Consider the following 26,296-nt stretch of genomic DNA (forward strand, 5'->3'; position numbering starts at 1 on the left):
GCGCACCCCGGCCGGGTGGGGGGAGTGTGGGGGCCGGCCGGGATGCACGGGCGGGGGAAGGTGGCTACGGGAAGGTGGCTGCTTGAAGGTGGCTACTTGTAGGTGGCTACGTGCGGGTGGCTACTTGTAGGCGCCGAACGCCTTCGTGAAGGCGAGCGGCTCCTGCGCGATCGAGCTGCACGAGGCGTCCGCGGAGGGCTTCGGCCCGCCCGCGCACTCCTTGTCGCGCGTGCCCGACCACATCGCCAGCCAGGCGAGGCCCTTCTCCTGGGCGAAGGCCACCAGTTGGGTGGCGTCCTCCACCTTGAAGACCTCCGTGGCGACGTCGTTCACGCCGATCATCGGCGTGACGGCGACGGTCTTCCACGCGTCCGCGTCGGAGAGGCCCAGCACGCCCTTGATCTGCGCCTGGGTGGCCGTCGCCGCCTGGATGGCGTACGTGCCCATGTCACCGCTGTACGAGGCGCCGTAGTCCATCGCCATGACGTTGACCGCGCCGACGTCCACGCCGTTCTTCTTCGCGTCGGCGATCAGGTCCACACCGGGCTGGGTCAGGCCCTCGGGCATCACCGGCAGGGTGAAGGAGACGTCCAGGCCGGGGTGGGACTTCTGGAGCTGGGCGATGGCCTGGGAGCGACGGGAGTTGGCAGCCGTGTCGGGCAGCGCGCCGCCCTCGATGTCGAAGTCGACCTTGGTCAGCCCGTATGTGTCGACGACCTTGCCGTAGGCGGTGGCGAGATCGGCGGCCGACGTGCAGTTGAGCGCCAGTTCGGAGCCGGAGGCGCCGCCGAAGGAGACCCGGACGTCGCCGCCGGCCGCGCGCAGGGCGCCGATCTGGGAGGCGACGTGGTCGTCGCCGAGGCCGGTGACCCCGCCCCAGAGCGGGGCGCAGCTGCCGCCGGAGGTGATGAAGGCGAGCGTGTACTGCTTCACCCCGGTCTTGGCGGCGGTGCCGGCCAGGTCGAACGCCGGGTAGAGCGAGGTGTCGACGTACGGGGCGAAGCCCGCGCCGCTCGCCGTGCCACCGCTGCCGCCGGGCCGGGTCGGCGTGGGGGTCGGTGTGGCGGTCGCGGTGGGCTTCTCCGTGGGGGTGGCCGGAGCGGTGGGGGTGGCCGGAGCGGTCGGGGTGGGGGTCGCGGTCTCGGTCGGGCGGCCGCTCGGCTCCGGTGTCGCGCCGGTGTCGACGGAGCACGTGGCGTCGTCGATGAGGCAGCCGGTGGGGTCGGCGGCCGTGCCGTCGGAGCTGGTGACGAAGCCGACGGTGACGGACTTGCCGGGGGCGAGCTCCTTGTTCCAGCTCGCCGGCTTCACGGTGACGTGGCTGCCGCTGACGGTGTGCTCACCGTTCCACAGGGAGCTGAGCTTCGTGCCCACCGGCAGGTCGAACTCGAGGGTCCAGCCGGTCTTGACCTGGTCGGTGTCGTTGGTGACGACGTACTGGCCGGTGTATCCGCCGGTCCATCCGCTGGTCCTCGTGTACGCGGCGCCGACCGCCGCCGCCTGGGCCGTGCCGGTGAGGGCGAAGACCGTGCCGCCGATCACGGCCGCGGCGACGACCGAGCCGATCGCCTTGGTCCTGGTGCTCGCCGTGCGCCGGTGCGTGCTGGTGCCCATCGCGTTCCTGCCTCGTCGTACGGAAGTGGGGATGCGGCAGCACGCTAGCCGCACCGAATCCGACAAACGGCATGATCCGGACCGGAGTTGATGTTCTTAGGGTTGGCTTAAGGAGCCCATCGGCCGCGCTAAAGGTTCGGGCCCGCACCGGAGCGGAATCGGAGCTTCGCACGGCGCCCGGACACTCCGCGCCGCTGCCGGCCCACCCGGTGGCCGCGCCCGCGCCGCTGTGGCCGCTGTCCGTCGAGCCCGATCCATACGCGCACCTCCGTGCCGCCGAGCACCGAGCGCCCGATCCGCACGTCGCCGCCGGTGGACTCCGCGACCCGGCGGACGATGTCGAGGCCCAGTCCGGTCGAGCCCACCGCGCCCCCGTCCGCGCCGCGCCCGCTGCCGCCGCGTGCCAGGGCGGCCTTCGGGTCGGCGATGCCGCCGCCGGCGTCCGAGACGAGCACGATCACCGCGTCGCCGCTGTGGTGGACGTCCACGGCGAAGGCGGTGCCCTCCGCCGTGTGCCGGAAGACGTTGCCGAGCAACGCGTCGAGTGCGGCCGCCAGTTCGGGGCGGGCGACCGGGATGCGTACCGTACGGTCCACTCCCGCGAGGCGCACCTCGCGGCCCTCGTCCTCGGCCAGCGCGGACCAGAAGGCCATCCGCTCGCGGATCACCTCGGAGACGTCGCAGCCGGCGCCGGGTCCGCCGCTCTGCCCCTGGGTCTGCGGGCGCTGTTCGCGGGCGGTCCGGATGATCGTGTCGACCTCGCGCTCCAACTGCTGGACGGCCGCCCGGGTCTGCTCGGCCGCCGGGCCCTCGCCGAGCGAGGCGGCGTTGAGCCGGAGCACGGTGAGCGGGGTGCGCAGCCGGTGCGAGAGGTCGGCGGCCAGTTCACGCTCGTTGGCGAGGAGCTGGACGACCTGGTCGGCCATGGAGTTGAACGCTGCTGCCGCGGACCGCAGTTCGGTCGGCCCGTCCTCCGGCACCCGGGTGCCGAGCCGCCCCTCCCCCAGGTCCTGCGCGGCGCCCGCGAGCCGCCGGGCCGGTTCCACCATGCGTACGCCGAGCCGGTCGGCCACCGCGACCGAGCCGACGATCAGCGCGATGCCGACCGCCGCCAGCATCAGCCAGGCGGTGGCGACGCCGTTGGAGACCTCGTCCTCCGGCACGAACACCTCGACGACGACGGTGCCCCGGGAACCCAGCGCGGTCGGCTGGAGCAGCGCGGAGCCGCCCGCCACTTCGGTGATGGAGGCGCGCCCCGACTCCCGTACGGTCTCCAGGTCCTTGCGGGTGGCGCGCCGGCTGCCGATCTCCACGGCCACGCCGTCGGCCTCGCCGGAGGCGGGGACGTGGACGGCCATCCGGCCCGCGGCTCCCGGTTCGGTGGTGAGGACGGCCGTCTCCAGCTCGGTGCGGTCGGTGGTGATGGAGAGCGTGGGGGCGATCGTCGCGGCCTGCCGTTCGGCGTCCGAGAAGGCGCGGTCGCGCGCCATCTCCTTGATGACGAGGCCCAGCGGGACGGCGAAGGCGACCACGACCATCGCGGTCACGGCCAGGCAGACCTTGACCAGGGCCCATCTCATGCGGGCTGCTCCGGGGGCGCGGCGGGCGGCTGGAGCTTGACGCCGACGCCGCGCAGGGTGTGCAGGTAGCGGGGCCGGGCGGCGGTCTCGCCCAGCTTCCGGCGCAGCCACGAGAGGTGGACGTCGATGGTCTGGTCGTCCCCGTAGGACTGCTGCCAGACCTCCGCGAGGAGTTCCTTGCGCGGGACGACGACGCCGGGCCGGCCGGCCAGGAAGGTCAGCAGGTCGAACTCGCGCCGGGTGAGGTCGAGCGCGGTGCCGTCCAGTTCGGCCCGGCGCCGCAGCGGGTCGATGGAGAGCCCGCCGACCTGGATGACGAGCGGTGGCGTGGCCTCGCCCGCGGCGGCCCGCGAGCGGCGCAGCACGGCGGCCATCCGGGCCGAGAGGTGCTCCACGGAGAACGGCTTGGTCAGGTAGTCGTCGGCGCCGTCGTTGAGCAGCCGGACGATCTCGCTCTCGTCGTCGCGCGCGGTCGCGATGATGACGGGGACGTCGGTGATGCCGCGGAGCATCTTCAGCGCCTCGGCGCCGTCGAGATCGGGCAGCCCGAGGTCGAGGATGACGACGTCGAAGCGGAAGTGGGCGACCTCGCGCAGCGCTTCGAGCGCGGTACCGACACTGCGCACCGTGTGGGAGGCCTCGGTCAGGTGCCGGATGAGGGCGGAACGTACGAACTGGTCGTCCTCGACCACGAGCACACTTGGCATGGGCGGCACCGTACGCCATCGGACACCGCGCGGTCCGCCCGGTCGCCGTACCCGGGACACCGGTGGGGGCCGTGGGGCAGGATGGGCCGGATGCAACGAGGTCTCGTACACGCGCTCGCGTGGTCGCTCGCCACCGGCGCCGCGGTCACGCTGACGTGGTGGGGTGTGCACACCGTGATGGCGGGTACGGCGTACGACCCGCCCCGCGCGGTGCCGATCGCGGCGGGTGCCCGGGGCGACGGGGACGGCGCGGAGAGCCTGGTGTCCTCGACGCACCGCCCGCGACCGACGCCGTCGAGGACGGCGTCCGCCACACCTCCGGCCACCCCGAAGCCGGCCGCGACCCCGTCCCGGACGCCGTCGCGCACCCCGGCCGGCACTCCGCGCCCGACAGTCTCGGCCACCGCGCCGGCCAACGCGTCGGGTACGGCGAAGAGCTACCGGACGGACGGTGGCCGGATCGTCTTCGAGCTCGGCACGGATGCGGCGAAGCTGGTGTCGGCGACGCCGGAGCAGGGCTGGTCGGTGCAGGTCTGGACGAACACGACGTGGATCCGGGTGAACTTCACCAAGGACGACGGCACGACGGTGTCGGTCTACTGCACCTGGAACGACCATCCGCCGATGGTCGAGATCGTGAATGAGTGAGCCCGGGACCGTGACGCCGGCCGACTCCCCGTCAGTCGAAGGCGGACGCCGGCGGTGCGGGTGAGGGCCGGGCGTCCGCGTCGTGCACCGCGGCCGCCCCGCCGGTGAAGTCGGCGAGCGCCCGCCCGTGTTCGACGCGCCCCGGGTGCGGATCGGTCGCCACCCGGCGGGTCAGCTCCGCGACCTTCGGCGTCACATCGGAGGCGAGCAGTACGGCGTTGCCGAAGCGGCGGCCGCGGAACACGGTCGGGTCGGCGGCCAGCGCCAGCTCGGGGAAGACGGCCGCGGCGGTGGCGATCTGGCCCCGCAGATGGGCCAGCGGCGGCCCGTCGGCGAGGTTGGCCACGTAACTCCCGCCCGGTTTCAGGACACGGCGCACCTCGGCGAGGAACTCGGTGCTGGTGAGGTGGGCGGGGGTACGGGCCCCGCTGAAGACGTCGGCGATGACGAGGTCGGCCCAGTCGTCCTGGACCTTCCCGAGCCCGGCGCGGGCATCGGTGGCGCGGACCCTGATCCTGGCCTGGGGGTCCAGCGGCAGCTCCCGGCGCACGAGTTGGACGAGGGCGGCGTCCACCTCGACGATCTGCTGGGTGGAGCGGGGGCGGGTCGCGGCGATGTAGCGGGCGAGGGTGAAGGCCCCGCCGCCCAGGTGTACGACGTGCAGCGGCTGCCCGGCCGGCGCGACCAGGTCGGCGATGTGGCCGATGCGGCGCTGGTACTCGAACGAGAGGTACGTCGGATCGTCCAGGTCCACGTGGGACTGCGGGGCGCCGTCGATCGTCAGGGTCCAGGCACGACGGCGTTCCCGGTCGGGCACCAGCTCGGCGACACCGCCGTCCACGGGCTCCGTGACGTTGCCCGCGGGGCGTTCGGGGCCGCGCGCGGCCTTGCGGTCGGTCCTGCGGTCCGCGCGCTGCTTGCGCTCGCCGCCGCCGCCCGCTCCTCGACGTGCCACTGCCCCTCGTCCCCGCTCGTCGTGCCGTCCACCGAGGCGTTTGCCCTCGTCCGGCCATTATGAGCTCAGCGGCAGTTGTCGGCCGCCTCGATCAGCCGGGCGGCCTGGTCGAGGGCGGCCCGCAGCGCGGCCGGGTCGGTGACGGGGGTGTCGTCGGCGGGCGGCAGCAGCCAGCCGCTGCCCTGGACCGGCGGCTCGGCGGGGATGCGCAGCCCGCGGCCGTCGGTCTGCGTACAGGCACTGCCCGGTACGTCCCAGGCCTGCGCGGTGCCGGGGGGCACCAGGAAGCCGAGGGTGGCGCAGGCCCCGTCGTGGATGACCGGGCCGACGGCCTCCTGGTCGGCGCCGCGCCGCAGGATGTCGACGGCCTCCAGACCCTGACGGGCGGGGACCGTCACCACGTCACAGGGTTCGGGCCCGGGGGGCGTGCCCGGCCCCTCGGTGGGTACGGGGGTGCCGGTCGACGCCGTACTGGCCGCCGTCCCGGTCGTCGCGGTCGTTCGCGATCCGGTCGCCATGCCGAGGTGCAACAAGGGACCTCTCCTCTCATCGCCGGGCGGAGCCGGGCGGAGCCGGACTCCGTCTCCGCATGGACCAACGCGCCGACCGCGTCAAGGGCTACGGCGCAGCACCGCCGCAAAGGGTGGCAGTTCATGGCGGATCGTGGGCGAGATGCCCCATTTGCGGGCAAACGCAGCGTGTGTGTCCCATCACAGCAGGTACGTTCTTGCTCCGCCGGGACACCGGAAACAGGCGCCCGGCTTGCACCAGAGAGGGCCCCGCAATGGTGTCGACACGGGCAGTTCCCAACCTCGCCTTCCGGCGGCTGCGCGGACAACGCTCCGCCGGGGAGTTCGCTGCCGCGGTACGCAGGTCCGCTCGCGAGATCGGTGAGCAGGTCGCGTGCGACGCCCGGTACATCGGACGCGTGGAGTCCGGCGAGATCCGCTGTCCCAACTACGCGTACGAGCGGGTCTTCCTGCACATGTTCCCCGGGGCGAACCTGGCGGACCTGGGCTTCTCACCGCGCGAATCGGTCCGCGGCCGGGGGGCCCGGCCCGCGGCGGGCGCCCCGCCACCCCCGACTTCCCCGCTGCTCGTACTCGGCAGCGAGACCGACGAGGAGAGCGACGTGCTGCGTCGCGCATTCATGACGAGCGGCACCACCGCGGTGGCGGCCGCCTCCCTGGGCCTGGGCTTCGGCGGCCCGGCCGCCGCCGCCTCCGTGCCCGTGCAGCGCCGGGTCGGCGAGGCGGAGGTGAGCGCCGTCGAGAAGGCGGTGCGCCAGATCCGCCTGCTCGACGACCGGCACGGCGGCGACGGCCTCTACCGGCGGGCCTCCCAGCCGCTGCGGAGGGCGTACGCGCTGCTCGACTCCGGCACGCCGACCCGCCGCTCCACGGCGGACCGGCTGCACGCGGGCGCCGGCGAGCTGGCCATCTCGGTGGGCTGGCTGGCCCATGACTCGGGCCGGTTCGACGACGCCCGCTCGCACTACGCGGAGGCGCTGGCCACCGCGCGGCTGGCCGGGGACCCGGCGCTGGAGGCGCACGCGTTCTGCAACGCGTCGTTCCTGGCCCGCGATACGGGCCGGCCGCGCGAGTCCGTGCGCGCGGCGGAGGCGGGGCAGCGGGCCGCCCAGCCCCTGGGCTCGCCGCGGCTGCTGGCGCTGCTCGCCCTGCGCGAGGCGGGGGGCCGGGCCGGGCTCGGGGACCGTACCGGCTGCGAACAGGCGCTCGGCCGGGCGCACACCGCGTTCGGGAAGGGGCCGTCCGCGGCGGACCCGGAGTGGATGACCTTCTTCCGGGAGGCGGAGCTGGAGATGCTGGAGGCGCAGTGCTGGTCGGCCCTGGGCGACTGGTCGCGGGCCGCGCGGCACGCACGGCGGGCGACGCGACTGCAGGACCCGCACTTCACCCGGAACCTGGCGCTGTACCGCGCGGAGCTGACGTGGGACCTGGCGCGGGCGGGCCTCATGGAGGAGGCGGCGGCGACGGGCCACCGGGTGATCGACCTGCTGGACCAGGTCCAGTCCTCCCGCATCCGGTCGATGCTGGCGGACGCGGCCACGGTCCTGCGACCCCGGGGCCGGGGCTCGGTGGACGTCAAGGACTTCCTGGACCGCCACGCGATGTCCGCCCGTCCGAGCCCGTCCGGCGTTTGAGGACGGAACCCCGGCTCCGGGCCGGGGTCCTCGGACCGGCCCGCCCTTCCAGCCCGTCCTGAAACGCCGGACGGGCTGGAACGAACCCCTACCGCTCCAGGTGCCCCGTATCGTTCCACCGCTCCAGCGCCGGCGCCCCGTACGCCCACCCCAGGACCGACAGTGACGTCGGGTCCAGCCTGATGCGGGCCGCGAACGACGCGTCCTCGCCCAGCCACCGCGCCCCCAGCACCCGCAGGATGTGGCCGTGGCCGAAGACCAGGACATCGCGGTCGGCCGAGCGCGCCCACTCGACGACCTCGTCCGCCCGGGCCGACACCTGGGCCAGGGTCTCCCCCTCCGGCACCCCGTCCCGCCAGATGAACCAGTCCGGGCGGATCGCCTTGATCTCGGCGGGAGTCATCCCCTCGTACGCCCCGTAGTCCCACTCCATCAGCGCGTCCCACGGCTCGGCCCGCTCGCCGAACCCGGCGATCCGGCACGTCTCGGACGCCCGCACGAGGGGACTGGTGCGGACCTCCAGACCGGGCAGGTCCGCCCACGGCCCGCGGTGCAGCCGCTCACCGAGCAGCTTGGCTCCCTCGCGCCCGGAGTCGAGCAACGGGATGTCCGTCCTGCCGGTGTGGTTTCCCTTGACGGACCATTCCGTCCGGCCGTGCCTGGCCAGCAGGATGCGCGGTGCCATGTGACAGCTCTCCCTGAAAAACTGAGACCTGAGATGCGGGATCTGAGATCTTGGACGTCTGCGGGACGATGAGCGAGGAAACGTATCGTCCGGTTTTCCATCATCGCGTACCTTCGCGTGAGGCAACCTGGGGGGGCCGTACGGGCGTCCCAATGACCACAGATGAATTCGAACAGCTGAGGGGCGCCGAAGGGCACCCCGGGCGAACCGCGCCCGACCCGCACCGTACGGTTGAACGCCCGCCGTCGGCCGCATGAACACATGATGGAGAACTTCCGGATGCCGCATGCCACCACCGCGCCCGTGCCGCGCCACCGGCCCCGCTGGTGGACCGAGCTCCCGCTCCTGGCCCTGGTGTACGGGGCGTACTCGGGCGGCAGACTCCTGGTCCGGGGCGACGTGTCCACCGCCGTCGACCACGGGCTGCGCATCCTGGATCTGGAGAAGGCCCTCTTCCTCAACGCCGAGCACCCGCTCAACCGGCTGTTCACCGCACACCCCTCCATAGGCATACCCGCCGACTTCGCGTACGCATCCCTGCACTACCTGGTCACCCCGGCCGTTCTGATCTGGATGTTCCGGCGCCACTCGGCCGCCTACCGCCGGGCCAGGACCTGGCTGATGACATCCACGATGCTCGGCCTCATCGGCTTCACGCTGATGCCGACCTGCCCGCCGCGGCTGCTGGCCGCCGGGCACGGTTTCGTCGACACGATGGCCCAGTACAGCTCGTACGGCTGGTGGGGCAGCGAGGCGAGCGCACCGCGCGGCATGGGCGGCATGACGAACCAGTACGCGGCGATGCCGAGCCTGCACGTCGGCTGGGCGCTCTGGTGCGGCATCCTCCTCTGGCGCCACGCCAAGCACCCCCTCCTGCGGGCCGCCGGCATCGCCTACCCCCTGATCACCCTCATCGTGGTGATGGGCACCGCCAACCACTACTTCCTCGACGCCGTCGCGGGCGCCGTCGTCATGGGCGCCGGCGCACTGCTCGCCAGGCCCGTGTCGCGCTTCGCCGAGCGGACCAAGGACGCGGTCATGGCCCGCTTCGCACGGGTCTCCCCCGCCGAGCGGTCCCCGGATGTCAGTGCCGGATGCAAGACTTCCGCGGGTGAGCGAATCCCCGGCCAGCGGTCCACCTCCGCAGATCCCACCGATGCAACAGCACCGGCCGGCCCACCTGTCCCGGCCGACGTCCCGGCCGCCGCGGGAAGAGCCGCGGGCGGTGACGCTGCGAAGGCGGCTCGCTGAGCTGAGGGGCCCGGCCGTCGCGCCCCGGCCGCTGGACGCCCGCGCCCTGGCCGCGCTGGCCGCCAACCCCGGCTGCAAGCGGCGCGCCCTGCTCGACGGGGCGGGGGTCGACAAGGGCGCGCTCGCCACCGCGCTCGGGTCACCGGCCGCCTTCGGCCAGTCCCAGTTCGCCTTCATGCGGGGCAACGCCTTCGAGGCCAGGGTCAAGGCCGACGGCGGTACGGAACTGATGCGCCTGCTGCACGAGCGGTTCGGCGTCCCCGGCGAACCGCCCCGGGACGTCCCCACGCCCGACCTGACGGCCGCGGGGCCCGAGGGCCGCGCCGCCCGCACCGCGCTCGCCCTGCGCGAGGCGACCGCGTCCGGCGGCTGGGCGCTGCTCGACCACCCCATGCTGGCCCTGGAGGTGGCGGGGTCCCCCGCCTATCTGGAGCCGGACGCGGTGGTGGTCCACCCCGACGGCACCTGGACGGTCGTCGAGATCAAGTCGTTCCCCATGATCGACGGCTCCGCCGACGCCGCGAAGGTGGGCGCGGCCGCCCGCCAGTCCGCCGTGTACGTCCTGGCGCTGGAGCGGGTCGCAGCGGTGACCGACGGGGCGGAGGTCGGCCACCGGGTGCTGCTGGTCTGCCCCAAGGACTTCTCCAACCTGCCGACCGCGTCCGTCGTGGACGTGCGCAAGCAGCGCGCGGTCACCCGTCGCCAGCTGACCCGGCTCACCCGGGTCGAGGACATCGCGGCGGCCCTGCCCGAAGGCACCACGTTCGACCCGGAGTGCTCCCCCGAGGAGCTGGACACCGCGGTCGAGTCCGTCACCGCGGCGTACGCACCGGAGTGCCTGGCCGCCTGCGAGCTGGCCTTCCACTGCCGGGCGAAGGCCCGGGCCGCCGGTGCGGTCGAGGCACTCGGGCGGAGCGTGCGGGGTGAGCTCGGCGGGCTGACCACGGTCACCGGCGTACTGGCCGCCGCCGCGGGCAAGGAGGGCGATCCGGCGGACCCGACGGTCGCCGCACTGCTGCGCGCGGCAGCGCTGCGCGCCGAGGCTCTGGAGGGCAGCACCGCATGTCGCTGATCGGCACCCTGGCCCGGCTGGAGGCCGTGGAGAGCGGTCGCGCCCAGCCGATGACCACCGTCCGCCACCGCCACCTCGGCGACCGGCCGCTCGTGCTGGTGCCGCTCACCACGGCGGGCGAGGCGGGTGCCCCGCTCGGCGCGCTCGTCGGCACGGACCGGGACGCGCCCCGGCTGCTGGCCGTGGCCCAGCCGCGCGACCGGGACCTGCGGTTCGCGTTCCTCGCCGAGCTGGCCGAGACGGTCCTGCCGTACATCGACGCGTACGCAGACGTGATCGAGCCTGCCGAACGGAGCGAGACCGATCCCGGCACCGGCAAGAAGGTCAAAGTCGTCACCGAACTGTGCACGGACGCGGCGCAGCTGATCGTGCCGAGCCGGGCGGGCATCGAGTTCGTGCGGCTGCTCGGCCGCTCCATGCGTTTCCGGCGCACCGCCGAGGACGACCCGGACACCCCGTATCCGGCGCCCGCCCGGGTCCCGCTGCTGGGCCGCTGGCTGACGCACTACGGCGAACGGGCCCGGGTGCCGGGCTCCTCCCTGCTGCTGGCCGGCACCGATCTGCTGAACCGGCACTGGGCGACCGGCCAGTCCTCGCTGGAGGACCAGCACCTGGGCGCCCTGCTCGCGTGGATCGACCCGCCCGCGGGCGGGTCCGGGGCCGAGGCGGCGCTCCGCGCGGAGCTGGCCAGGGACGCCGGGGGCCAGCTGCTCTGCCCGCCGGCCGGACCGGCCACCGACCCGGATTTCGACAACAGGCTGCTGGCACCCGCGATCGAGAAGTACGACCGGGCGCGCACCTCGCTGGCCGCCGCCGAGGACGGTCTGGCGGCCGACGCCCGGCTCGCCGAACTGACGGCGGCCGAGCGGGAGATCCGGGGCCTGCTGGCCGGCGTGCTGCGGCCGACCTGGGACGCGGTGTGGCGTGGCCTGGACCTGCTGCGGGAGCTTCCGGAGGGGTCCAGGGCCGAGGACCGCTGGACCCGCGACCGCTGGTCGTTCACCGGCCATCGCGACCGGGTGCGCGCCGGTGAACCGCCGCAGCCGCGGCGGGACGACGCGGTGACGGCGGCCCGCAAGCTGGCGGCGCGGGAGACCGCGCAGGCGCAGTTGGAGGCCCAGGAGGCGCTGGACGATCCGCTGGTGCTGGCCGGGCGGCGACTGGCGGGCGAGGCGTTCCTCGGCGAGGTGACGGCGGTGGAGATGGCGTACAGCGAGTCCAAGCGCCCCTCCCCGCGGCCCCTCGTCACGGTCCGCACGGCCGAGCAGCCGCATCTGGGCGAACGCGTGAAGGTCTACCGCTCGCTGGACGGCAAGCCGCAGACCGCCGAGTTCGCGGGCTACGGCCCGGAGGAGGATGCCGCGGCGCCCTCGCTGGTGCTGCGGATCACCGACCGGATGGGCCGCGGCAAGGAGCCCGCCCCGGGTTCGGTGCCGGAGCCCGGTGACGTCATCGCCTGGACGCTCTTCGAGCACGACCAGCGCGGCGGCCCTCAGCTGCCGGACCCGGAGGAGACCCCGTGGACCCACGGCGGCCCGCCGGGCGGCGCGGCGGCTGCCGAGCACCCCGACCCCGTGACCACGGAGGACCTGCTGTGACGGCCGTATTCGACCCGGGCGCGGCAGCGGGCCTGGCCACCGCCCGCATCCTGGACGACACGCTGAACGGCACGGCGCGCGGCATCGTCGTGGACTCCCCGCCGGGTGCGGGCAAGTCGACGCTGGTGGTGCGCGCCGCGCTGGAGCTCGCCGCGGCCGGGCGCCCGCTGATGGTGGTCGCGCAGACGAACGCCCAGGTCGACGATCTGGTGGTGCGGCTCGCGGAGAAGGACCCCGGCCTGCCGGTCGGCCGGTTGCACAGCAACGACTCCGATCCCTACGACAAGGTGCTGGACGGCCTGGCCAACGTACGGAAGTCGGCGAAGGCGGCGGATCTGGCGGGGCTGGACGTCGTCATCTCGACGGCGGCGAAGTGGGCCCATGTGAAGAACGTCGAGCCGTGGGGCCACGCGATCGTCGACGAGGCGTACCAGATGCGTTCGGACGCGCTGCTGGCCGTGGCGGGCCTCTTCGAACGGGCGCTGTTCGTCGGCGATCCGGGCCAGCTGGACCCGTTCTCGATCGTCGGCGCGGACCAGTGGGCGGGGCTGAGCTACGACCCGTCGGCCAGCGCGGTCACCACCCTGCTCGCGCACAACCCGGAGCTGCCGCAGCACCGGCTGCCGGTCTCCTGGCGGCTGCCGGCCTCGGCGGCGCCACTGGTGTCGGACGCCTTCTACCCGTACACGCCGTTCCGCAGCGGTACGGACCACGGCGACCGGCTGCTGTCGTTCGGGGTCGCGTCCGACGGTTCGGCGGCGGACCGGGTGCTGGACGAGGCGGCGGAGTCCGGCTGGGGGCTGCTGGAGCTGCCGGCCCGGCACACCCCGCGCACCGACCCGGAGGCGGTGCGGGCCGTGGCCCTGGTGGTGCGCCGGCTGCTGGACCGGGGCGGGGCGGCGACCAGCGAGCGCTCCCCGGTCCCGGCGCCGGTGACGGCGGACCGGGTCGCGGTCGGTACGGCCCATCGCGACCAGGCGGCCGCGGTGCGGGCTGCGCTCGCCGAGCTGGGGGTCACGGGGGTGGCGGTGGACACGGCGAACCGGCTCCAGGGCCGCGAGTTCGACGTCACGGTGGTCCTGCACCCACTGTCCGGCCGCCCGGATGCCACCGCCTTCCATCTGGAGACGGGCCGCCTGTGCGTACTGACCTCCCGCCACCGCCACGCCTGCGTCGTGGTGTGCCGCGAAGGGGTCACGGAGCTGCTGGACGAACACCCGTCGACGGAGCCGGTACAGCTGGGCGTCACGGTCAAGTTCCCGGACGGCTGGGAGGCCAACCACGCGGTACTGGCGCGGCTGTCGGAACACCGGGTGCGCTGGGGACGTTGACGGCGGGGGTGCGTGGGGGCGCGACGGCGCGCGGGCGGGCCGTCGCACATGCCGGAAAGCCCCCTTGCGCCGGACTGGACAATGGAGGGTGGCCGTCGGGCCCACCGGAGGAGGCAGAACCACATGGCACAACCCGAGCCGAACGAGCAGCAGCGGCTGCGCCCCGCACCCCTGCTCTTCGAGCCGTCGGCGGCGGTCGCCGATCCCGAGCACTTCTTCGACCTGGAGTCGATGGACGATCCGAAGGAGCTGCTGGGCCGCGCCACGGAGCTGACGCTTGCCTTCCGCGCGGCGACGGACCGGGCGGTCGAGTTCCAGGCGATCGCGGCGGCGCAGCTGGCGGACCCCCGCCGGTTCGACCGGCTGACGACCGCGGACATCGCGCAGCGGGCGGAGTGGACCGAGGACTACGCGGTGAAGATGGTCGAGTTCGGCCGCAGTCTGCTGAACGAGCCGAGGCCCTGATGCCGAGGCGTCGGCTCCGGAGGCCCTGAGCCCGAGACGTCGACTCCCGAGGGGCTGACGCCGGCGTCGACCTCCCGAGGGGCTGACGCGGCGGCCCACGGTCCGCACAGGGGCGCCCCGCGAAGCCCGCGCGGCAGGCCCGGTGATCACTCCGAGTACAAGCGTTGGCATATGCCAGGTGCGCAAGATACTCCTCACCACCCCACCCTGTCCCGATTTCCGACAACTTTCGGAAACCGACCGGTCACTCCGGGTAGACCTGCGCATATGACCGCATGGCTGCCAGACGAAACGACCCTGCATCACGGTGACGGGCCCCGCCCCCGCGCCGGTGAGGACGCCGACCTCTTCGCCGTCCTGCGCGAGCAGGCCGGGAACCGGACGGCCCAGGTGACCGCGGCAGGCGCCGCCTGGCTGGCCGGTGCGGCGGCGTATCCGCGCAGCACGCTGGCCCAGTGGGAGTCGCACCCCTCCGCGCCCGGGGTCCTGCCGTGCGGTTCCGCCTTCGACGTGGTGAACGTCCCCACCCTCTTCGGGCGGCGGATGCTGGAGCACCTGTGGGCCGACGGCCCGGGCTCCGGCCCGGTCGCCGCGCACCGCGGCCGCATGCTGCTGTTCGCCTCCCCCGGCACCGCGCAGCGGCTGCCCTCGCTGCTGGACTGGGAGGAGTGGGGGGCCGGCCCGGGAGGGCGGCCCGGCCGGGATCCGCTGGGGTCGGACGGCGGCGGCTCGAAGGTGCCCCCGCTGCTGTGTCACGGCGCCGGCGACGCGGTGACGGTCCCGCCGCTGACCTGCGGCCCATCGGCTTCCGGGCCCCGCTGGCTGGTCGCCCCCGACACCCGTACCCCTTGGCTCCCGGGGCCGGACGTCCTGCTCTGGGCCTGTGTCCGGGTGGCCCGTTCGGTGCCGGCTCCGGCACCCCGGATTTCGATTTTTCCTCCCCTGGATCAGGGTGCTAAGGTCTACGACGTCAGCAGGCGCCGCTAGCTCAGTTGGTTAGAGCAGCTGACTCTTAATCAGCGGGTCCGGGGTTCGAGTCCCTGGCGGCGCACAGACGGAAGAAGCCCCCTCGCGAGAGCGAGGGGGCTTCTTCGTGTCACCCGCCCCGGTCACGTCCCCGTCGTGATCCGGACCGTCCACGCCCCCGACGACGTCCGGTCGGCGACCTCGATCGTGGTGTGCCCCCCGGGTACGGAGTACGTCTCGCCGACCCGCAGCGGGGCGTCCGCGAGCGGTGGGTAGACGGAGCGGTCCCAGCACGCGTCGGTGTCGGGGTGGGTGTCGAGGACATCGACGGGGCCACCGCCCGACGGCGTCCCGGTGCGGATCCGGTAGAGCAGCACGCCTTCGGTGCAGGTGGCGCTGTCGTTGCCGGTGGCGCTGCGGGCCTCGATGGCCACGGCGCTGCTCTCGCCGGTCCTGATCACGGCGAGCCGGGTACCGATGGACGCGCCGCGCACGGGTACGGCCGCCATCGGCTCCAGGGTGACGACCCGGTCGCTCTGGATGCAGGTCACCTGCCGGTCGTCGAGCCAGCCCAGCTTCCACTTGTGCCAGCCGAAGAGGTCGGGCGCGAGGCCGAACTGGCTGCCCATGACGTCCCAGTCGCCGACGTAGGTGTCCCAGTCCCCCTTGCCGTCCGAGGGCCGGTGGTAGAGGTCGGGCAGGTCGAAGACGTGTCCGGTCTCGTGGGCGAGGACGTTGTGGTCGGGGGGATGCTGCTCGAAGACGGTGACGACGCGCCTGATGTCCTTGCCGTCGGCGTGCAGCGGCCGGTCGAAGTTGACGACCTTGGTGGCGTCGGAGTCGACACCCGGGGCGTCCGGGTCGGCGACGAGGTAGACGATGTCGTACTTCGAGAAGTCCACGGTGGGGTCGGCCGCGTCGATGGCGTCGCGCAGATAGGCGCTGCGCCGGTCGTTGTCCCAGTCGCGCTGTATGCCGTACCAGACCGACGGCTTGGGCATCCGGATCCACTGCCGCTGGGGGTGCGGGCGCAGGGTGAACTTTCCGTACGAGGCGCGCTGGAAGAACTGCGTGGTGGCGGGGAAGTGGTCGGCGGCGAGTTCGGCCGGGGTGGTGACGGGCCTGGCGTCGGGGAACGAGAGGAAGACCATGACCGCGTCGAGGGAGTGGTCGGGGCGCGGATAGGCCCCGTTCCAGTCGTCCACGCCGAGCGAGTGGTGGACGTCCGCCCGGGGCAGCGCGCACGGGGCCGCGTCCCCCGTGGCCGCAGCGGCGGGGCCGGCCACGAGAGAAGTGGCGGCGAGCGCGAGGAGGGAGATCAGCCCGGCCGCCACCGCACGGGGGCTGGGTCTCTCCATCCCTCCGGGCCCTTGCTGACGCGGCACATCTACCTCCGGTGCGGGGTGCGGACTCAGGGCCCTCCTGACCACCTTGTGGCGTTTCACAGAGTTCGTCCTGTTGAGCTGCCCCAGTCGGGTCAGCGTCGGAACCGCGCACTGTTTTCACGGACAGTCACAATCGATCACTGGGACGTCGAGAGGGAACAGAACCGCGCAGAAACAATCAGTCACGGGCAAACCGGGTCACCCGGCGAATGGCTCAAGTGCGGCGCACGCGGGGCCCGTAACGGTCGGGGCGCTGGAACGGCCGACGTGCCAGCCTCTATGCTTCACCTCGCTTCCCTGCGCGGATTCCGCCTCTGACGACGGCGCTCCGCGCGGCGGGCCAGTCCGACCAGAGGTGTCCGGGACAGAACTGCACGGCGGGAGCGAACGGTGAGCGGAACCTCCGAAGGGCCCAGGCCCGCGGCAGGCACAGCAGCCCCTTCCCCGCCCCCGCCCCTCACGGAGCGTGACGATGCGTGGCCGGCCGCCGGGTCGCCCTCCGAGCCGCACGACTACCGGGCAGCGTTCCGGGCCGCCACCCTTCCGATGGCCGTCGTCGACCACGAGGGCCTGATCGTCACCGCCAACGAGGCGCTGGCCGCACTGGCCGGTGTCGGCGCGGCCTCGCTGACCGCCCAGTCCGCATCCGATCTGGTCGACCTCGCCGCGGACGGCCGCACCTGGCACGCGTACCGCGAGGTGCTGCACGGCCGGCGCTCCCGCTTCCGCTGCACCCGCCGGCTCAAGCACCCCGACGGGCGCTCACTGTGGGCGGAGATCACCGTCGTGCCCATGGCCGCGGCCTCCGCACAAGGGGCCGCGCCCGGACAGGTGCTGCTCTCCGTCGCCGACGTCAGCGACCGGCGGGAGCTCCAGAAGCGGCTGCGCCACCTCCAGATGCACGACCCGGTGACCCGGCTGCCCAACCGGACGCTGTTCTTCGAGCGGCTCTCGGCGGTCCTGGAGGCGGCGCCGCACAGGGACGACAGCATGCCCGGGCAGGGCCGGATCGGGCTCGTCTACCTCGATCTGGACGGCTTCAAGGCCGTCAACGACACCCTGGGCCACCGGGTCGGTGACCGGTTGCTGGCCGCCGTGGCCGCCCGGCTCACGGACTGCGCCGAGCAGGAGGGCCCGTATCCCACCGGGGCCCATCTGGTGGCGCGCCTGGGCGGGGACGAGTTCGCGGTCCTGGTCGAGGAGTCCACCGGTACGCAGCAGCTCACCGATCTCGCCCGCACGGTGCTCGCCGCGCTGCAGCAGCCCTTCGACCTGGCCGGTCAGCGGCTGTCGGTCTCGGCGTCGATCGGAGTGGTGGAGCGGCCCGTCGCGGGCACCTCGGCCACCGGCCTCATGCAGGCGGCGGACACGACGCTGTACTGGGCGAAGGCGGACGGCAAGGCCCGCTGGACCCTCTTCGACCCCGAACGCAACGCGCACCGGATGACCAGGCAGGCCCTGTCCTCCACGCTTCGCCCGGCGGTCGAACGCGGTGAGTTCACCATCGAGTACCAGCCGCTGGTCTGCATGGCCGACGGGGTCGTCCGGGGTGTCGAGGCGCTGGTGCGCTGGAACCACCCGCAGTTCGGCATGCTCTCGCCGAATCGGTTCGTCGCGATCGCCGAGGAGGACGGCTCGATCGTGCAACTGGGGCGGTGGGTGCTGCGGGCGGCCTGCCGGCAGGCCAGGCGGTGGCAGCTGGACCATCCGGACGAGCCGCCGCTGTTCATCAGCGTCAACGTCGCCGTCCGGCAGGTCTGGGACTCCGACCTGGTCACCGATGTCGCGGAGATCCTCGCGGAGACCGGCCTGGATCCGGCGCTGCTGCAACTGGAGCTGACCGAGTCCGCGGTGATGGGGTCGGCGGGTCGGCCCCTGCAGGCCCTGCAGGCGCTCAGCGACATGGGCGTCCGGATCGCCATCGACGACTTCGGCACCGGCTACTCCAACCTCGCCTACCTGAGCCGCCTGCCGGTCTCCGTACTGAAGCTGGACGGAGCGTTCGTGCGCGGATTCCGGTACGAGGGCGGCACGCATCCCAGCCCCGCCGACGAGACGATCGTCGAGGCCATGGTCCAGCTGGCGCACCGCCTGGGCCTGACCGTCACCGCGGAGTGCGTGGAGACGGCCGGCCAGGCGGAACGGCTGCGGCGGATCGGCTGCGACACCGGACAGGGCTGGCTCTACTCCCGGGCGGTCGGCCCGGAACGCATCGCGGAGCTGCTGGGCGCACGGGCCCTCAAGGCCTGAGCGAAGGCCACCCGACTGGCTCTCAGGCCCCCGGCAGTCCGTACGCGTCCGCGATGAGGCCGTAGCTGCGCAGCCGCGCCTCGCCGCCGTGGGCGTTGGCGGTGATCATCAGCTCGTCGGCGCCGGTGCGCTTGGCCAGGTCGTCGAGGCCGGTGCGGACCTCGTCGGCGGTGCCGTGGACGATGTTGACGAGCCAGCTGTCGACGAACTCCCGCTCCATCGGGGTGAAGGCGTACGCCTCCGCCTCCTCCGGCGTCGGCACCAGGCCGGGGCGCCCGGAGCGCAGGCGGAGCATGGACAGGGCGCCGGACAGCACCTGGCGGCGGGCCTCGCGCTCGTCGTCGGCGGCCAGGGCGGCGACACCGATCAGGGCGTACGGGGCGTCCAGCACCGCCGACGGCTTGAAGGACTCGCGGTACAGCTCCAGGGCGGGAATGGTGTTCTGGGCCGAGAAGTGGTGCGCGAAGGCGAAGGGCAGGCCGAGCATGCCGGCCAGCCGGGCGCTGAAGCCGGAGGAGCCGAGCAGCCACAGCGGCGGGCGGCCCGGGGACTGGACGCCGCCCTCGGAGGTCGCCTGGACGGGGCCGGGGACCGCGTGGATGCGGGCGTAGGGGTGACCGTCGGGGAAGTCGTCGTCCAGGAAGCGCGTCAGCTCCATGAGCTGCTGCGGGAAGTCGTCCGCGCCCTCGTTCAGCCGCTCGGTGCGGCGCAGGGCGGCCGCCGTTGCGCCGTCCGTGCCGGGGGCGCGGCCGAGGCCCAGGTCGACGCGCCCGGGGGCCATGGCCTCCAGGGTGCCGAACTGTTCGGCGATGACGAGCGGGGCGTGGTTGGGCAGCATGACGCCGCCGGAGCCGAGCCGGATGCGCTCGGTGTGGGCGGCGGTGTGGGCGAGGATCACGGCCGGCGAGGACGAGGCGACGCCGGGCATGGAGTGGTGCTCGGCGACCCAGTAGCGGTGGAAGCCGCGGCGCTCGGCGAGCTGCGCGATCTCGACACCGGTCCGCAGGGCCTGGGTCGCGGTGCGGCCCTGGCCCACGGTCACGAGGTCAAGCACGGAGAGCGGCACGGGTGCCGTCCCCTCCGCCTTGCCACGGATCTCGTCGCCTCGAATCTCGTCCACGTCCTGGCCTCTCCGGTGATGCGTCTGGTCCGGAGCAGTGCAACAGGAGGTGGGCTCCGCTTATTCCCGGGGAGCCCGGTCCGGGGAGGCCAGGCGGTTCGGGCAAGCCCGGTTCAGGGCCGCTTGCCGTGCGCGTAGGAGCGTCCGCTCCCCCATCGCACCGGGGCGGGCGGCGCTTCGCGGGCCTCGAAGAGGGCTCCGAGCCCCGGCGCCCAGGCGGGGCGGTCGGCCAGCCGCAGGGCTTCCCGGGCGGCCACCTGGTTCGCGGTGAGGACGGGCTTGCCGAGGAACTCCTCCAGCGCGGGGAGGTGGCTGACCGTGTGCAGCGCCGTGTCCGGCAGCAGGACGGCCTCCGCCTCGGGGCGGTCGGCCGCGGCGGCCAGCTCCTTCAGCCGGTCGAGCCCCCAGTCGGCGGCCTCGGCGGCACCGGCCGCTCCCGCCGCGTGGGTGGCGACGACCTCCATGCCCGTGGCCCGGAGGAAAGCGGTGAAGTGGGCGGCGATGTCCTCGGGGTAGGTCGCGGCGACCGCGACCCGGTTGGCGCCCAGCTTCCGTACGGCGTGGATGAAGCCGATGGACGTGCTGGAGGCCGGTACGCCCGCCGCCCGCGCCACGGCCATGACCTGGTCGTGGGCCCCCTGCGAGCCGCACAGGAAGCTGCCGCCGTCGCACGCCCAGACGACGGACTGGACCCCGGAGCGCTGGAGCTCCTCGACCCCGGCGGCGAGGCGGCCGGGGGTGCCGAGCGCACGCAGGGCGTCCTCGCGATAGGCGTCGCCGGGGCTCTCGGTGTGGCGGACGACGAGCCTGATGGTGCTGTCGAGCAGGATCTCCATGCGCGGGTAGTCGTCCTCCGCGAAGTGGCCGGGGTAGAGGAATCCGACGGTCGTCATGTCCACCCTTCCTGTGTTCCGACTGTGTGGCTGAGCTCCCCCGCTCTCTGGTTCAAGTATTCCCCCATCCGCTCCGGTCATCGCCCCGACCTGTTGACGGCGCCCGGAGCGGCTGCGAGCGTGGCATCCGTCCACCTCGGCCGACACGGAGGAACCGCCCCCCATGCCGGAGCCCGTCCTGCTCGTCCTGGACGCCGATCCACCGCCCCGACTCGGCGCGCTGATCGGACGGGTGCGGGTCCGGCACACGGACGGCGCCGGTCTGGCCGCCGCGCTCCCCCGTGCCGACGTCCTGCTGGTCTGGGACTTCACCTCGGACGCGGTACGGGCCGCCTGGCCGGGCGGCGGTCCGCGCCCCGCCTGGGTGCACACGGCGAGCGCGGGCGTGGACCGGCTGCTCTGCCCCGAGCTGGTGGCGAGCGACACGGTGGTCACCAACGCGCGGGGCGTCTTCGAGCAGCCGATGTCCGAATACGTGGCGGGCCTCGTGCTGGCGTTCGCCAAGGACCTCCCCGGCACCCTGGATCTCCAGCGGCGCCGACGGTGGCGGCACCGCGAGACGGCCCGGGTCGCGGGGTCGCGCGCGGTGGTCGTCGGCGCCGGTCCGGTCGGCCGGGAGATCACCCGGCTGCTGATGGCGCTCGGCGTCGAAGTGGCCCTGGTGGGACGCACGGCCCGGCGCACGATCCACGGGGTCGAGGACCTGGACCGACTGGCAGCCCGGGCCGACTGGGTGATCTGCGCGGCGCCGCTGACGCCGCTGACGTACGAGATGTTCGACAGCCGGTTCTTCGGGCTGATGCAGCCCTCGGCCCGGTTCATCAACGTGGGGCGCGGCCCGGTGGTGGTCGAGGAGGATCTCGTCGGCGCGTTGCGCAAGCGGTGGATCGCGGGGGCGGCGCTCGACGTGTTCGCGCGGGAGCCGCTCGGCCCGGACAGCCCCCTGTGGGACGTCCCCGGTCTGATCGTGTCGCCGCACATGAGCGGTGACGCGGCCGGCTGGCGGGACCGGCTGGGCGAGCAGTTCGTCGCGATGTACGAACGGTGGTCCGCCGGGGAGCCGTTGCCGAACGTGGTGGACAAGCGGCTCGGATACATCGCGGGCACGGACAAGGAAGGGTGACCCCAACCGGGGCCGGTCACACCCCACTTCAATGCCCCATGACGAACATTGCCGGATAACACCCCGTCATTCGCCGTACACCGCAAGGGAATACACCCTGTGTGCGGTTCGTCGCACTCCGCCCACAATCGGACACGGGAAGGTCACCCTCCGGCCACCCTTCGGTTACATGCGACTTCTCGCTGCATAGACGTAGGGGATCGGGCATGGGTCAACCCTGTCCGGACTGTTCGACCCCTTCAGGAGATTGCGAACCATGGCTGACTTCCCGAACCTGTCCCGCCGGGGCTTTCTCAACCGATCGGCAGCCGTGGGCGGTCTGCTCGTCGTCCCCGGTCTGCTCACCGCGTGCAGCAAGACCGGCGAGGGCTCCGCCGACGGCGACGGCGCGCTCGAAAAGCTCCGCAAGCAGGGTTTCGTGCGGGTCGCCTACGCCGACGAGGCGCCGTACGGCTACATGGAGGGCAGGGAACTCAAGGGCGAGGCGCCCACGTTGCACCGCGAGATCTTCAAGGCGCTGGGTGTCGACGAGCTGAAGCCCACCCTCTCCGCATGGGACAGCCTGATACCCGGCCTCCAGGCCGGCAAGTACGACGTGGTCAGCGCTGGTATGGCAATCACGCCGGAGCGCTGCGCCAACGCCCTCTTCTCCGAGCCCGAGTTCATCTCGCCGACCGCGATGATGGTGAAGAAGGGCAACCCGAAGAAGGTCACCGACCTCACCTCGGCGAAGGCCGCCGGGATCACCGTCGGTGTGATGGCGGGAGCCGTCGAGGCCTCGTACGCGGAGGGTGCCGGGATAGCCAAGGACAAGATCAAGTCGCTGCAGAAGGCACAGGACGGCGCGGACGCGGTCAAGGGCGGCCGGGTCGACGCGTTCCTGCTGACCGGCATCTCGCTGCGCTGGCTGGCGAAGACCAACCCGGAGACGGAGGTCACCGAGGCCTTCCTGCCCGAGCTGGACGGCGTGAAGCAGTACAGCCCAGGCGGCGCGGTCTTCCGCAAGGGCAACGAGGAGCTGCGGGACGCGTTCAACCGCGAGCTGAAGAAGATCGTCTCCGACAAGTCCCGCTATGTGGAGCTCCTGCGCGACTACGGCTTCGGGGCCACCGAACTCCCGCCGGCCACGCTGAAGACGGCCGATCTGTGCAAGGGCTGACAGGGATGGTACCCACCGCATGAATGACTTCTTCTCGGCCTTCGCCGACGATCTGCCGCAGCTGCGGTCGGGCCTGTGGGTGACCCTGGAGGCGACGGTGTTCGGCGCGCTGGTGGCGCTGCTCCTGTCGTTCGTCTTCGGCCTGATGTCGCTCAGCCGGTTCCTGCTGTCGCGCGGGGTCTCCCGCGTTGTCGTGGAGTTCTTCCGTGGCACCTCACTGTACGTGCAGTTGTTCTGGCTCTACTACGCGATGCCGCAGCTGAGCGGGTACGAAGTGACACCGCTGGTCTGCGGAGTGCTGGCCTTCGGCCTCAACTTCGGGGCGTACGGCGCCGAAGTGGTGCGCGGCGCGGTCAACTCCGTACCGCGCGGGCAGTACGAAGCAGCGCTCGCTCTGAACATGTCGCCGCTGCACCGCCTGCGCAAGGTGATCCTTCCGCAGGCGTGGGTGCAGATGATCCCGTCGTTCACCAATCTGCTGATCCAGCTACTGAAGGCGACCCCGCTGCTGTGGCTGATCTCGGCGGCGGACCTGATGACCGCCGTCGAGAAACTGCGCACCCGTACGGGTGAGACCCTCACCGCCTACGTCACGCTCCTGGTCTGCTACTTCGTCCTGGCGTACGCGCTGACCCTGCTGATGAACCTGCTGGAGCGGGCCGCCAAACGGCGGCTCGGCCTGGCCATCGACGGGAAGAGCCTGCTGAAGTCCCGCAGCGCCGTGACCGCCCCCCAGGCCGCCGGAGGTGCCAGGTGAACAGCGATTTCGACTGGGGTGCCGTCAGTGACGCGTTCCCCCAGCTCCTCGACGGGTTCTGGACGACCCTGCTCGCCACGGTGTTCGGGACCTTGGTCGCCGCGGTGCTCGGTCTGGCCATCGCGGTCGCCGGACGGGCCCCGAGCCGGCTGGTGACCGTACCGGTGAAGGCGGTGATGGAGTTCATCCGCTCCACCCCGCTGCTGGTGCAACTCGTCGGCGCGGCGACCCTGTTCGGCTCGGTGCAGCCGCTGACCATCGGCATCGTGGTGCTGGGCGTGCACTACGCCACGTACACCTCCGAGGTGTACCGCGCCGGGATCGACGGGGTACCGAAGGGCCAGTGGGAGGCCTGCCGTGCACTGTCGCTGACTCCCCGGCGGACCTTGCAGGCCGTGATCCTGCCGCAGGCGGTGCGCAACGTGCTGCCCGCGCTCGGCAACTACGCGATCTCCATGTTCAAGGAGACGCCGTTCCTCGCCGTGATCACGGTGCACGAAATGGTCTTCGAGGCCCGTGACTACGGGACCGAGCACTTCCGCTACATGGAGGTGTTCACCCTCGCCGGACTGATCTTCCTGATCGCGAGCTACCCCACCTCGCTCCTGATGAGAAAACTGGAGAAGCGCCTTGGCCACTGAACCTCTCCCCCTGCAGAAGACCGCGGCCACGGCCCCCGAGGACGTCGTCGCGGTCCCCGCCCCCCAGGACACCGCCCATCCGCTGGTCCGGTTCGACAAGGTCGTCAAGCGGTACGGCGACCATGTCGTGCTCGACCACCTGGACTTCACCGTCGAGCGCGGCGAGCACGTCACCCTGATCGGGCCCAGCGGCTCGGGCAAGACCACGATCCTGCGGCTGCTGATGACGCTGGAGAAGGTCAGCGACGGCGTGATCCGGATCAACGGTGACCCGCTGACCCACATGCGGGCGGCGGACGGCTCGCTGAAGCCCGCCTCCGAGAAGCACCTGCGCGAGGCGCGGAAGCGGATCGGCATGGTCTTCCAGCAGTTCAACCTCTTCCCGAACATGAAGGTGCTTCAGAACATCACCGAGGCGCCCATCAACGTCCTGGGCATGGACCGCGACAAGGCGGAGACCCGGGCCCGGGAGCTGCTCGACCTCGTCGGGCTGTCCGCGAAGGTCGACGCGCATCCGTCCCAGCTCTCCGGTGGCCAGCAGCAGCGGGTCGCGATCGCGCGGGCACTGGCGATGGAGCCGGAGATCCTGCTCCTGGACGAGGTGACGTCCGCGCTGGACCCGGAGCTGGTGGCGGGCGTGCTGGAGCTGCTGGGCGACATCGCCAGGAACACCGACATCACCATGCTGTGTGTGACCCACGAGATGAATTTCGCCCGGGACGTGTCGAAGAAGGTACTGATGTTCGACGCGGGGCGGGTCGTGGAGTCGGGTTCGCCGGAAAGAATCTTCTCCGATCCCGCACACGAACGTACTCGCGAATTCCTCAACGCGGTGCTGTGACCTCGGCATCCATCGATCGTGTGTGACTCCGGCATATGCCGGACGGGTGCGCCCCTGCTGACAGAGCCGGGGCGCACCAGCCAGTAGTCAACGGCCGCCCCTGAACGGCCTCTTGGCGGCTATCGTGGTGCCAAAGCTTGCGGTCACAACCTGGTAGGGGGAAACCGTGGCGTTGAAGCCCGAACCGACCGCACCGTTCCATTCGGTGCAGTACGCCCTGCGTGTTCTCGAAACGGTGTCCAAGCACGGCAACGGCGTGCTGGACGTGCAGATCGCCCGGGAGACGGGACTGCCCCTCGGGCATCTCACCTCCCTGCTCCTGACGCTGCGCCGCGAGGGGTACGTCGAGCAGATCACCGACGGCGCGTACGTCACCGGCGCCTCGCTGCTGCTCCTCGGCTCGGGCGCGGCCCGCCGCCAGGCACTGGAGGCCAGGCTCCAGCAGACGCTGGCCCAGTTGCGGGACTCGGTCGGCGCAGCGGTCTACATCAGCCGGTACGTGGACGGCGAGATCCGGGTCACGCAGTACGCCGACGGCCCGCAGACGCCCGCGGTCAACGAGTGGGTGGACTTCCGCTCGGCGGCGCACGCCTCGGCGATCGGCAAGTGCCTGCTGACCCAGCTCGACCAGAACGGGCGGCGCGACCACATCTCGCGGCACAAGACCGCCCGGCTGACCTCGCGGACGATCACGAGCGAGCGGGTCCTCTTCTCCAAGCTGGACAGCCAGCCGGCGACGGTGCCGGTGCTCGACCTCCAGGAGTACGCGGTCGGCACGGTGTGCGCCGCGGTGCCTCTGACGGCGGGGTCGTCGGCGGGATGCCTGGCACTGTCCCTGCCGATCGAGGACGCCCACCGCCTGCGCGCGGCGGCGGACACGCTGAACCGGCGGGCCGCGCCGGTGCTCCTCTCACTGGCTCTGTAGCCCCTCCTGGGGCGGGTGTCATCAGCACCCCGCAGGACCAGGTATTATTTTCGAGTCAGCAGGCGCCGCTAGCTCAGTTGGTTAGAGCAGCTGACTCTTAATCAGCGGGTCCGGGGTTCGAGTCCCTGGCGGCGCACAGACACCACACGAGGCGGTCTCCGTTCAA

At 72.5% G+C, this 26,296-nt stretch carries 24 protein-coding genes and 2 tRNA genes; 17 read left to right on the forward strand and 9 right to left on the reverse strand.

The annotated features are described in order from the left end of the window. Nucleotides 1–120: 120 nt before the first annotated feature. From ACFYPA_RS26060 to ACFYPA_RS26070, 3 genes are all read right to left on the reverse strand, one after another. Entirely contained in the window at nt 121–1,614 is a 1,494-nt protein-coding gene (locus ACFYPA_RS26060) for a cellulose binding domain-containing protein (RefSeq protein WP_359082460.1), read from the reverse strand. A 128-nt stretch (nt 1,615–1,742) separates the two neighbouring features. After that, entirely contained in the window at nt 1,743–3,194 is a 1,452-nt protein-coding gene (locus tag ACFYPA_RS26065; protein WP_359082459.1) for a HAMP domain-containing sensor histidine kinase, read from the reverse strand. Further along, nucleotides 3,191–3,901, reverse strand: coding sequence for a response regulator transcription factor (locus tag ACFYPA_RS26070; protein WP_359082458.1), 711 nt, complete (start codon nt 3,899–3,901; stop codon nt 3,191–3,193). The genes ACFYPA_RS26065 and ACFYPA_RS26070 overlap by 4 nt, the downstream gene beginning before the upstream one ends. 90 nt (nt 3,902–3,991) lie before the next feature. On the opposite strand from ACFYPA_RS26070, the gene ACFYPA_RS26075 reads away from it, so the two are divergent. Continuing rightward, a complete protein-coding gene (locus ACFYPA_RS26075) occupies nt 3,992–4,549 on the forward strand; it encodes a hypothetical protein (protein ID WP_359082457.1) in 558 nt (185 codons plus the stop codon). 31 nt (nt 4,550–4,580) lie between these two features. Here the strand turns inward: ACFYPA_RS26075 and ACFYPA_RS26080 are convergent, their stop codons facing one another. Continuing rightward, on the reverse strand, nt 4,581–5,504 hold the full coding sequence (locus tag ACFYPA_RS26080; RefSeq protein WP_389134450.1) for a spermidine synthase: 924 nt from the start codon (nt 5,502–5,504) through the stop codon (nt 4,581–4,583). Between the two features lie 65 nt (nt 5,505–5,569). After that, nucleotides 5,570–6,034: a hypothetical protein gene (locus ACFYPA_RS26085; RefSeq protein WP_389134627.1), complete on the reverse strand. Its 465-nt coding sequence runs from the start codon at nt 6,032–6,034 to the stop codon at nt 5,570–5,572. Nucleotides 6,035–6,288: 254 nt separating this feature from the next. Between ACFYPA_RS26085 and ACFYPA_RS26090 the strand changes: the two genes are divergently transcribed. Continuing rightward, nucleotides 6,289–7,668, forward strand: coding sequence for a tetratricopeptide repeat protein (locus ACFYPA_RS26090; RefSeq protein WP_359082455.1), 1,380 nt, complete (start codon nt 6,289–6,291; stop codon nt 7,666–7,668). Between the two features lie 88 nt (nt 7,669–7,756). Here ACFYPA_RS26090 and ACFYPA_RS26095 read toward each other — a convergent pair whose 3' ends face one another. Next, nucleotides 7,757–8,353: a histidine phosphatase family protein gene (locus tag ACFYPA_RS26095; protein WP_359082454.1), complete on the reverse strand. Its 597-nt coding sequence runs from the start codon at nt 8,351–8,353 to the stop codon at nt 7,757–7,759. A gap of 279 nt (nt 8,354–8,632) precedes the next feature. Between ACFYPA_RS26095 and ACFYPA_RS26100 the strand changes: the two genes are divergently transcribed. The 7 genes from ACFYPA_RS26100 (at nt 8,633) to ACFYPA_RS26130 (ending at nt 15,121) form a co-directional block, all read left to right on the forward strand. Further along, nucleotides 8,633–9,604: a phosphatase PAP2 family protein gene (locus ACFYPA_RS26100; RefSeq protein WP_359082506.1), complete on the forward strand. Its 972-nt coding sequence runs from the start codon at nt 8,633–8,635 to the stop codon at nt 9,602–9,604. Further along, a complete protein-coding gene (locus ACFYPA_RS26105) occupies nt 9,510–10,676 on the forward strand; it encodes a hypothetical protein (protein ID WP_359082453.1) in 1,167 nt (388 codons plus the stop codon). Before ACFYPA_RS26100 ends, ACFYPA_RS26105 begins: the two co-directional genes overlap by 95 nt. Further along, nucleotides 10,667–12,274 carry a hypothetical protein gene (locus ACFYPA_RS26110; protein WP_359082452.1) on the forward strand — a complete coding sequence of 536 codons (1,608 nt, stop codon included), beginning with the start codon at nt 10,667–10,669 and terminating at the stop codon, nt 12,272–12,274. The genes ACFYPA_RS26105 and ACFYPA_RS26110 overlap by 10 nt, the downstream gene beginning before the upstream one ends. Continuing rightward, nucleotides 12,271–13,605 carry an AAA domain-containing protein gene (locus tag ACFYPA_RS26115; protein ID WP_359082451.1) on the forward strand — a complete coding sequence of 445 codons (1,335 nt, stop codon included), beginning with the start codon at nt 12,271–12,273 and terminating at the stop codon, nt 13,603–13,605. The genes ACFYPA_RS26110 and ACFYPA_RS26115 overlap by 4 nt, the downstream gene beginning before the upstream one ends. A gap of 123 nt (nt 13,606–13,728) precedes the next feature. Then, entirely contained in the window at nt 13,729–14,070 is a 342-nt protein-coding gene (locus ACFYPA_RS26120) for a hypothetical protein (protein ID WP_359082450.1), read from the forward strand. A gap of 267 nt (nt 14,071–14,337) precedes the next feature. Further along, nucleotides 14,338–15,057: a bifunctional DNA primase/polymerase gene (locus tag ACFYPA_RS26125; RefSeq protein WP_359082449.1), complete on the forward strand. Its 720-nt coding sequence runs from the start codon at nt 14,338–14,340 to the stop codon at nt 15,055–15,057. Continuing rightward, nucleotides 15,048–15,121: transfer RNA gene (locus ACFYPA_RS26130), tRNA-Lys, on the forward strand. The genes ACFYPA_RS26125 and ACFYPA_RS26130 overlap by 10 nt, the downstream gene beginning before the upstream one ends. Nucleotides 15,122–15,179: 58 nt before the next feature. On the opposite strand, the gene ACFYPA_RS26135 is transcribed toward ACFYPA_RS26130, so the two are convergent. After that, the gene (locus tag ACFYPA_RS26135) at nt 15,180–16,394 is read right to left on the reverse strand and encodes a M6 family metalloprotease domain-containing protein (protein WP_359082448.1); all 1,215 of its coding nucleotides are present in this window, start codon (nt 16,392–16,394) and stop codon (nt 15,180–15,182) included. 417 nt (nt 16,395–16,811) lie between these two features. Here ACFYPA_RS26135 and ACFYPA_RS26140 point away from each other — a divergent pair, with 417 nt between their 5' ends. Next, the gene (locus ACFYPA_RS26140) at nt 16,812–18,671 is read left to right on the forward strand and encodes an EAL domain-containing protein (RefSeq protein WP_359082447.1); all 1,860 of its coding nucleotides are present in this window, start codon (nt 16,812–16,814) and stop codon (nt 18,669–18,671) included. A 22-nt stretch (nt 18,672–18,693) separates the two neighbouring features. Here the strand turns inward: ACFYPA_RS26140 and ACFYPA_RS26145 are convergent, their stop codons facing one another. Together ACFYPA_RS26145 and ACFYPA_RS26150 are read right to left on the reverse strand one after the other, a co-directional pair. Then, on the reverse strand, nt 18,694–19,791 hold the full coding sequence (locus ACFYPA_RS26145; protein WP_359082446.1) for an LLM class flavin-dependent oxidoreductase: 1,098 nt from the start codon (nt 19,789–19,791) through the stop codon (nt 18,694–18,696). 113 nt (nt 19,792–19,904) lie between these two features. Next, nucleotides 19,905–20,684 carry a decarboxylase gene (locus ACFYPA_RS26150; RefSeq protein WP_389134457.1) on the reverse strand — a complete coding sequence of 260 codons (780 nt, stop codon included), beginning with the start codon at nt 20,682–20,684 and terminating at the stop codon, nt 19,905–19,907. 163 nt (nt 20,685–20,847) lie between these two features. Between ACFYPA_RS26150 and ACFYPA_RS26155 the strand changes: the two genes are divergently transcribed. From ACFYPA_RS26155 to ACFYPA_RS26185, 7 genes are all read left to right on the forward strand, one after another. Next, nucleotides 20,848–21,807, forward strand: a complete 960-nt coding sequence (locus ACFYPA_RS26155; RefSeq protein WP_359351612.1) for a D-2-hydroxyacid dehydrogenase — start codon at nt 20,848–20,850, stop codon at nt 21,805–21,807. Nucleotides 21,808–22,063: 256 nt separating this feature from the next. Continuing rightward, the gene (ehuB, locus tag ACFYPA_RS26160; RefSeq protein WP_359082443.1) at nt 22,064–22,966 is read left to right on the forward strand and encodes an ectoine/hydroxyectoine ABC transporter substrate-binding protein EhuB; all 903 of its coding nucleotides are present in this window, start codon (nt 22,064–22,066) and stop codon (nt 22,964–22,966) included. A gap of 19 nt (nt 22,967–22,985) precedes the next feature. Then, entirely contained in the window at nt 22,986–23,723 is a 738-nt protein-coding gene (ehuC, locus tag ACFYPA_RS26165) for an ectoine/hydroxyectoine ABC transporter permease subunit EhuC (protein ID WP_359082442.1), read from the forward strand. After that, nucleotides 23,720–24,364 (forward strand): ectoine/hydroxyectoine ABC transporter permease subunit EhuD, encoded by a 645-nt coding sequence (gene ehuD / locus ACFYPA_RS26170; RefSeq protein WP_359082441.1) that lies wholly within the window; start codon nt 23,720–23,722, stop codon nt 24,362–24,364. The genes ehuC and ehuD overlap by 4 nt, the downstream gene beginning before the upstream one ends. Further along, a complete protein-coding gene (ehuA, locus tag ACFYPA_RS26175; protein ID WP_389134462.1) occupies nt 24,354–25,205 on the forward strand; it encodes an ectoine/hydroxyectoine ABC transporter ATP-binding protein EhuA in 852 nt (283 codons plus the stop codon). Before ehuD ends, ehuA begins: the two co-directional genes overlap by 11 nt. Nucleotides 25,206–25,371: 166 nt before the next feature. Then, a complete protein-coding gene (locus tag ACFYPA_RS26180; protein ID WP_359082439.1) occupies nt 25,372–26,130 on the forward strand; it encodes an IclR family transcriptional regulator C-terminal domain-containing protein in 759 nt (252 codons plus the stop codon). A gap of 62 nt (nt 26,131–26,192) precedes the next feature. Beyond that, nucleotides 26,193–26,266 (forward strand) — tRNA-Lys (locus tag ACFYPA_RS26185). Nucleotides 26,267–26,296 lie beyond the last annotated feature (30 nt).

It is taken from the genome of Streptomyces sp. NPDC005775, assembly GCF_042871565.1.
GTDB lineage: Bacteria > Actinomycetota > Actinomycetes > Streptomycetales > Streptomycetaceae > Streptomyces.